The sequence below is a fragment of the Inquilinus sp. genome (genome assembly GCF_057815775.1).
Window position 1 is genome coordinate 1 of the sequence record NZ_JBYRFX010000270.1, and the last position, 7,725, is coordinate 7,725.

A 7,725-nucleotide genomic window follows, 5' to 3' on the forward strand; every position below is an offset into this window, starting at 1 on the left:
TGCTGGACCAGTTCGTCGACCGGACCACGCTGCTCGACTTCATCGCGATGTGCGACGTCTACGTCACGCCCTATCTCAGCGAGGCGCAGATGACCTCGGGCACCCTGGCCTACAGCTTCGGGCTGGGCAAGGCGGTGGTGTCGACGCCCTATTGGCACGCCCAGGAGCTGCTGGCCGACGGCCGCGGCATCCTGGTGCCGTTCGGCGATGCCGAGGCCATCGGCCGCGAGATCGCGGAGCTGCTGACCGACGACGACCGGCGGCAGGCCATGCGCAAGCGCGCCTATGCCAGCAGCCGGTCGATGACCTGGGCGCGGACCGCGGAGCGCTACCTCGCCACCTTCGAACGCGCCCGGCGCGGACAGCGCCTGCGGGTGATCGAGCGGCCCGACCAGTTCGTGCCCTCGACCGACGGCGTCGCCACGCCGGAGATGCAGATCGGCCATTTCCTGTCGATGTGCGACGACACCGGGCTGTTCCAGCATGCGGTCCATTCGGTGCCCGACCGGTCCCATGGCTACTGCGTCGACGACAATGCCCGCGCGCTGCTGGTGGCCTGTGCCCTGAACCACCCGCGTGAGATGCGCCTGCCCGAGGCCCTGACGGCCCGGCTGGCCAGCTTCGTCCAGCATGCCTGGAACCCCGACACGCGGCGGTTCCGCAACTTCATGAGCTTCGACCGGCGCTGGCTCGAAGACACCGGCTCGGAAGACAGCCATGGCCGCACGCTGTGGGCCCTGGGCGAATGCGCCCGCAGCGACGCCAGCCCATCGCGCCGGCGCTGGGCGACCGCCCTGTTCGCCGAAGCGCTGACGCCGGTCGAGGGCTTCGCATCCCCCCGCGCCTGGGCCTTCACCCTGCTCGGGCTCGACGGCTACTGCGCCGTGGTACCCGAGGACACCGCCGCCGAGCGCATCCGGCATGATCTGGCCGACCGGCTGATCTCGATCCTGGCGGCGGTCGAGACCCGCGACTGGGTGTGGTTCGAGGAGGGGCTGTCCTATGACAATGCCCGCCTGTCCCAGGCCCTGATCGTCACCGGCATGGCCACGGGGTCGCTGGCCTTCATCGATGCCGGCCTGCGCACCCTGCACTGGCTGATGGCGCTGCAGACGACGTCGACCGGCCAGTTCCGGCCGGTCGGGTCCGACAGCTTCGGCGACAGGCGCAGGGCGCCACGGCCCTTCGACCAGCAGCCGCTGGAGGCCGCGGCGGCGATCTCGGCCTGCCTGGCGGCGTGGCGGGCGGATGACGACGCCGAATGGAAAGCCGATGCGGCGCGCGCCTTCGCCTGGTTCCTGGGCGGCAACGACCTGTCGCAGTCGCTGGTCGACCCGGACACCGGCAGCTGCCGCGACGGCCTGCACCCTGACCGGCTGAACGAGAACCGGGGCGGCGAATCGGTCGTGTCCTACCTGCTTGGCCTGTCTGAGATCCGCCGGATCGCCCGCGTCAGCGACGGCCGCGCCAAATTCGTGCCGCGCCTGGCCTAGCCGCATGACCCTTCCCGACCGCCCCGTGAATGAACCGAGGATCCCTTGTCGCAAGTGACGTTCTTGAACCGGCAGGCCCTCTATCTGCGCCCCGACCCCGCACGGGTGCTGGTGCGCCCATTCAAGCCGGCGATCGAATCGGTGGCGACCGAACCCCGGGACCTGCACCACACCGCCAAGACCCGGGCGAACCATATCGTCGACCGGGTCCTGGCCCTCGATCCGGGCGAGACCAACAGCCTGCTGGCCGAAGTGCTGGACAATTTCCAGGGGCGCCACCGCCATCTGCTGGAGAAGTTCGAGGCCCGGGCCGACGAGATGGAAGACGCATTCGCCAGCCACGCGCTGTTCACCCAGGCGCAGCGCCAGCTGGTCGGCGCCTATTTCCTGCATGAATACGCCTTCGAGGCGGCGGCGCTGTTCAACCCCAGCATCGTGTCGCATCCCGACCAGTCCGGCGCACCGGAGGGTGGCCGCCGCTTCATCCTCAGCCTGCGCGCCGTCGGCGAAGGTCATATCTCGTCCCTGACCTTCCGGTCGGGGACGATCGCGGCCGATGGCAGCGTGGCCATCGATCCGTCGGCCCGGCTGGCCTCAGTGCCGAAAATCCGGCAGCAGACACCCGGCCCGGATGGCGACGAAGTCGAGCTGGTGTTCGAGCCGGACGAGGACATCAGCGAGCGGGTGATCTTCCCGGTCACCGACGCCCAGGCCAACGGCATCGAGGATGCCCGCTTCGTCGAGTTCGACGAGGATGGGCGAACGGTCTACCGCGCCACCTACACCGCCTATAGCGGCCGCGCGATCCGGTCCGAGATGCTGGAGACCACCAACTTCGTCTCCTTCCGCATGTCGCCGATGCGCGGCGATGCCGCGCGCAACAAGGGCATGGGCCTGTTCCCCCGCAAGCTCGACGGCCGCTATGCCATGATCGGCCGGCAGGACAATGAGAACCTGTACCTGATCCTGTCGGACGATTTGCACCGCTGGGAGGGCGGCCAGCTCCTGCTGAAGCCGCGCTTCCCCTGGGAGTTCGTGCAGATCGGCAATTGCGGGTCGCCGATCGAGCTCGACGAGGGCTGGCTGCTGCTGACCCATGGCGTGGGCCCGGTCCGGAAATACGCAATCGGTGCGGCGCTGCTCGACAAGAACGACCCGTCCAAGGTCCTGGCACGGTCGCGCGAGCCGCTGGTCCGGCCGGAACCGTCGGAACGCGAAGGCTACGTTCCCAATGTCGTCTACACCTGCGGCGCCATGCGGCATCACGACCAGATCGTGCTGCCCTATGCGGTGTCCGACACCTTCTCAAACTTCGCGACGATCAAGATCGCCACGCTGCTGCAGACCATGGAGGGCTGACGGGGTCCTATTCCTTCGTCGCCTTCCAGGCCCGGACCTTGTCGGTCAGTCCGTCATGGTCGCCCATCGGGCGCGTCGGCACATCGTCCCACCAATCGTCGCGCATCGGCTTCCGCTCCGGGTTGCGCGGATAGATGATGCGGTTGTCGGCCCGCGGCGTCTCGCCGACCACCAGCAGCCGCACCTCGGCCTCGGTGTTGTTGAGGAAGCTGTGGCTCTGGCCGGTGCCGGCGGGGAAGCCGACGGAATCGCCGGGCCTCAGCCGGTGCAGCGTGCCGTCCAGCCAGACATCGGGCGTGCCTTCGATCACGTGAACGAACTCCTCCTCCGTGCTCTCGGCATGGGGGAAGGAGGTGCGGCGCCCGGGCAGCAGCCTTTCGTGATGGATGCCCAGCCGGCCGAGCCCGAAATGCCGGGCCAGTGGCGCGCCGATGCTCATCAGCTCGTCATCGTTCTTGTAGTGGCTGTCGTCCGGCCCCTCGATCTCGGTCCAATGCGCGATGCAGGACGGGCGGTCCGTCGATGTCATGTCTGCCTCCCCCGGGGCGAACGAAGATCGAACGAGACTAGCCGAGCCCGATCGGCGATGCCATGTCGCTGACAGATTTGCAGCCGAGCCTCGGGACCATGAACCGATCCTCCACCTCCCGCCGCACCCTGCTCGCCCTCCTGCCCGCCGGGATCCTGGCCGCCTGTGCCGGCCCGTTCGGCGGGCCGCCGCCGCCCAAGGTGCGGATCGTCGACCTGCGTCCGCTGGACGGCACCCTGTTCGAACAGCGCTGGGCGGTGCTGCTGGGGGTGGAGGAGCAGGCGGGCACCGGCCTCCAGGTCGATGCCATGACCGCGACGATCGAACTGAACGGCCGGGAGTTCGGCAGCGGCCGCAGCGACCGCCCCTTCCTGCTGCCGGCGCATGGCGACCAGCGGGTGGAGCTGCCGCTGCACGGATCGGCGTTCGGCCTGGTCGACCAGCTGGCCACGATCGGCCGCCGCGGCGAACTGAAATGGCGGGTCCAGGGCGTGTTCCTGAGCGCCGGCCGGCAGATCCCCTACAGCGACGACGGCACGCTGTTCTCGCTGCCGGATTCGCTGCGCAGCTCGATCCTGGGGTTCTGAGCTTTATTCGCCCTGCTGCAGCAACGAACCGCGATCGCGCGCCCGGTGAAAGCCGTAGATGAAGGTGCCGCAGCCGATGCCGAGCCAGATCAGGTTGAGGCCGACCGCGGCGGCGAAATGGCCGGCATCGAAGCCCGCGCCATGCAGCAGCCCGCGCATGCCTTCGAAGACATGGGCCGGCGGCGTCGCCAGCGCCACCCATTGTAGCCAGCCCGGCAGCACCGCCACCGGGTAGTAGATCGCGCTGATCGGCGCGATGGCGAAGACGATGGCCCAGGCCAGCCCTTCCGCCCCCATGCCGTAGCGCAGGATCAGCGCCAGCACGACCAGCGCGATCGCCCAGCCGGTGACGATCAGGTTGGCGAAGAAGGCCAGCAGCGGCAGGCCGAGGCTGAAGATGTTCCAGTGATACAGCAGGATCGCCAGCAGCGCCGCCGGCACCACCCCGATCAGGGTGCGGATCAGGCTCATCGCCATCAGCGCCGCCACCCATTCCCAGGGCCTGAGCGGGCTGACGAAGAGATGGCCGAGATTGCGGCTCCACATCTCCTCCAGGAAGGAGATCGACATGCCGAGCTGGGCCCGGAACAGCAGGTCCCACAGCAGCACGGCGGAGATCAGGATACCGGCGGCCTGGGCCTGCCAGTTCATGGTCGGCGCCAGGCTTTGCGTGATCAGCCCCCAGACGATCATCTGCACCGTCGGCCAATAGGCCAGCTCGACCAGCCGCGGCACCGACCCGCGCAGGATGTAGAGATGGCGCAGCATCACCGCGAAGACGCGGCCAATAGCGGAATTGCGGGGCGGGGCAGGCGCCATGGCTAAGACGGTCCTACCGGCTCTTTTGCGTTGCCTCTCCCGCTTGCGGGAGAGGTCGGAGACGCGAAGCGGCTCCGGGTGAGGGCGTTTTCGATCCGCTGGAACACACCTTCGGGATTGGTCAGCACATCATTGTTCCAGAACCGGAGGACGAAGAAACCACTACCTTCCAGGAAAGCGGTCCGCTTGGCGTCGCGAGCCTGCGTGTGCTGGCTGCCATCGATTTCGACGATCAGCGCGGCCTCGACACAGCAGAGATCCGCAGTATAGGGACCGATCGGGTGCTGCCGTCGGAACTTCGCGCCAGCAAGGCCCCGATTGCGCAGACGCCGCCAAAGCACAGCCTCCGCCAACGTCCCGTGGCGACGGAGCCGACGTGCCTGATCGGTGCGAACCATCTGTCAGTAACCTCACCCTCACCCGGAAATCCTGCGAATTTCCGACCTCTCCCGCAAGCCGGAGAGGCTACGCATAAAAGGTCCTACGATATGATGCGTGTATCATGCGAGGAGTGCCCAGGCTCATTGCGCCGCCTCCAGCGCCCGGCCGCTGCCGCGGGCGATGTCCAGGAACACCTCCTCCAGGTCGGTCCGGCCGTAGCGGGCGATCAGCTCGTCCGGCGAACCCTGGTCGACGATCTTGCCGGCCTTCATCATCAGCACGCTATCGCAGAGGCGCTCGACCTCGGCCATGTTGTGGCTGGCCAAGAGGATGGTCGCCCCCCGCTCCGCCCGGTAGCGTTCGAGCATGCTGCGCACCCAGTCGCCGGTGTCGGGGTCGAGCGAGGCGGTCGGTTCGTCCAGCAGCAGCAGTTCGGGCGTGTTGACCAGCGCCTTGGCCAGCGCCACCCGGGTTTTCTGCCCGGCCGACAGCTTGCCCGAGGGCCGGTCGAGTAAGCCTGTGAGGTCCAGCAGTTCCGCCAGCTCGGCGATGCGGGTGCGGCGGTCGCGCACGCCGTAGAGCCGGGCGTAGACCGCCAGGTTTTCCTTCACCGTCAGCCGATGCGGCAGATCGACATAGGGGCTGGAGAAGTTCATCCGCGGCAGGACGGCGTAGCGGTCCTTCGCCATGTCGCGGCCGAGCACGGTGATCCGCCCGCCGCTGGGCAGCAGCAGACCCAGCAGCATCGAGATCGTGGTGGTCTTGCCGGCGCCGTTGCCGCCGAGCAGGGCGACGGTGGCGCCACGCGGCACGGCGAAGGAAATGCCGTCCACCGCGGCCGCGGCACTGCGGTGGAAGCGCTTGGTCAGCCGCTCGGCTATGATGACGCTGTCGGAGAGCATGGTGGACCGAGAATGGACGGGCAAACGGGAAATGACCAGGGGCCGGCGCAGGCCGTGAGCGGTGCTGCGGCGACGGGCGCGGTGCGCCCGATGCCGGAGCTGCCCGAGGCGCTGCCCGGACGGCGGATGCAGGCCCGGATCAGCCAGATCACGCTGATCAAGATCCGCTGGGTCGCGGTGGCCGGCCAGGCCGTCAGCATCCTGTTCGTCCACTATTTCATGAACTACCCGCTGCCGCTGTGGCCGGCGCTGGCCATCGTCGCCATCTCGGTGGCGCTGAACACCGCGGCCTTCCTGCAGGGCAAATGGCGGCTGCGGCTGGTGGAGCGCGATGCCGCGCTGTATCTCGGCTACGACCTGGCCCAGCTGGTGGCACTGCTGTTCCTGACCGGCGGGCTGCTGAACCCCTTCGTCGTGCTGATGCTGGCGCCGCTGACGGTATCGGCGACTCTGCTGAGCTATCGCAGCACGGCGACGCTGACCGGCCTGGCCCTGTTCGGCATCATCCTGCTCGCCTTCTGGCACTATCCGATGCCCGGCGGCATGCCCTCCAGCGGGTCGCCCTATCACCTCGGCGTCGGCATCGCCATGGCGATCGCCATCACCTTCATCGCCCATTACGTCTGGCAGGTCGCGGCCGATGCCCGTCAGGTGTCGGACGCGCTGGGCGCCACCCAGATGGCGCTGGAGCGCGAACAGCGGATCTCGCTGCTCGGCGGCCTCGCCGCCGCCGCGGCGCACCAGCTGGGCACGCCCCTGGGCACCATCACCCTGATCGCCCGCGAGATGCGGCGCGAGGCGCCGGCCGACAGCCCGATGACCGAGGACCTGGCCCTGCTGGAGCAGGAGGTCGCCCGCTGCCGCGATATCCTGACCGAGCTGGCCCGGCGGCCGGAACCCGATGACGGCGACCCGTTCCGGCTGATGAGCCTGCCGGCGCTGGCCGGGGCCGCGGCCGAAACCTACCTGCATTCGGAGAATCGCCGCCTGTCGATCATCGCCGCCGACGGCCCGCCCGGCCAGACGCTGGTGCTGCGGCGGACGCCGGAGTTGATCCACGGCCTGGGCAACCTGATCCAGAATGCGCTGCAATTCGCGCGCAACCGGGTGGAGATATCAGCCGAATCTGGACCGAAGACCGTCGTGCTGAAGATCGTCGACGATGGCCCAGGCTTCCCGTTGGCGCTGCTCGGCCGGCTGGGCGAACCCTATGTCTCCGGCCGCGGCGAGGACAGCGACCACATGGGCCTGGGCATCTTCATCGCGGCCACGCTGCTCGAACACAGCGGGGCACACCTGTCCTTCTCGAATGGCCCGCAAGGCGGCGCGGTTATTGCAGTTGCGTGGCCGAGGCATAAATTTGAGAGGAAAGAGAGGACTTGGTCATGACCACCACCCCCGCGACCCTTACCGCCGAGCAGCCGGCGCCCCTGCCGGCGCGCGACGCGGCGAGGAGCCTGCTGATCGTCGACGACGACATCGCCTTCCGCACCCGCCTGGCCCGTGCCATGGAGAAGCGCGGCTTCGAGGTGGTGACCGCCGACGGCCTGGCCACCGGCATCGACCTGGCCCGCCGCGTCGCCCCCGCCTTCGCGGTGCTGGACCTGCGGCTGGGCGACGGCAACGGCCTGGACATCGTGCCCGTGCTGCATGAG

General features: G+C 68.6%; 9 protein-coding genes. 5 read left to right on the forward strand and 4 right to left on the reverse strand.

The window, feature by feature from the left end:
• Both AC3XYG_RS09550 and AC3XYG_RS09555 read left to right on the forward strand, forming a co-directional pair.
• On the forward strand, nt 1-1,493 hold a 1,493-nt coding region (locus tag AC3XYG_RS09550), incomplete at its 5' end, for a glycosyltransferase (RefSeq protein ID WP_489139588.1).
• A 54-nt stretch (nt 1,494-1,547) separates the two neighbouring features.
• A complete protein-coding gene (locus tag AC3XYG_RS09555; RefSeq protein ID WP_489139589.1) occupies nt 1,548-2,852 on the forward strand; it encodes a glycoside hydrolase family 130 protein in 1,305 nt (434 codons plus the stop codon).
• 7 nt (nt 2,853-2,859) lie between these two features.
• On the opposite strand, the gene AC3XYG_RS09560 is transcribed toward AC3XYG_RS09555, so the two are convergent.
• Entirely contained in the window at nt 2,860-3,381 is a 522-nt protein-coding gene (locus AC3XYG_RS09560) for a cupin domain-containing protein (protein WP_489139590.1), read from the reverse strand.
• Between the two features lie 98 nt (nt 3,382-3,479).
• Between AC3XYG_RS09560 and AC3XYG_RS09565 the strand changes: the two genes are divergently transcribed.
• Complete coding sequence (locus tag AC3XYG_RS09565) at nt 3,480-3,968, forward strand: LEA/WHy family protein (RefSeq protein ID WP_489139591.1); 489 nt, start codon at nt 3,480-3,482, stop codon at nt 3,966-3,968.
• A 3-nt stretch (nt 3,969-3,971) separates the two neighbouring features.
• On the opposite strand, the gene AC3XYG_RS09570 is transcribed toward AC3XYG_RS09565, so the two are convergent.
• The 3 genes from AC3XYG_RS09570 to AC3XYG_RS09580 all read right to left on the reverse strand — a co-directional run bounded on the left by AC3XYG_RS09570 (nt 3,972) and on the right by AC3XYG_RS09580 (nt 6,070).
• Nucleotides 3,972-4,787: an ABC transporter permease gene (locus AC3XYG_RS09570; protein WP_489139592.1), complete on the reverse strand. Its 816-nt coding sequence runs from the start codon at nt 4,785-4,787 to the stop codon at nt 3,972-3,974.
• A gap of 2 nt (nt 4,788-4,789) precedes the next feature.
• The gene (locus AC3XYG_RS09575) at nt 4,790-5,185 is read right to left on the reverse strand and encodes an endonuclease domain-containing protein (RefSeq protein WP_489139593.1); all 396 of its coding nucleotides are present in this window, start codon (nt 5,183-5,185) and stop codon (nt 4,790-4,792) included.
• Nucleotides 5,186-5,308: 123 nt separating this feature from the next.
• On the reverse strand, nt 5,309-6,070 hold the full coding sequence (locus AC3XYG_RS09580) for an ABC transporter ATP-binding protein (RefSeq protein ID WP_489139594.1): 762 nt from the start codon (nt 6,068-6,070) through the stop codon (nt 5,309-5,311).
• A 54-nt stretch (nt 6,071-6,124) separates the two neighbouring features.
• On the opposite strand from AC3XYG_RS09580, the gene AC3XYG_RS09585 reads away from it, so the two are divergent.
• Nucleotides 6,125-7,459: an ActS/PrrB/RegB family redox-sensitive histidine kinase gene (locus tag AC3XYG_RS09585; RefSeq protein WP_489139595.1), complete on the forward strand. Its 1,335-nt coding sequence runs from the start codon at nt 6,125-6,127 to the stop codon at nt 7,457-7,459.
• The coding region (locus AC3XYG_RS09590) for a response regulator (protein ID WP_489139596.1) at nt 7,456-7,725 on the forward strand (270 nt) is incomplete at its 3' end. The genes AC3XYG_RS09585 and AC3XYG_RS09590, both read left to right, overlap by 4 nt.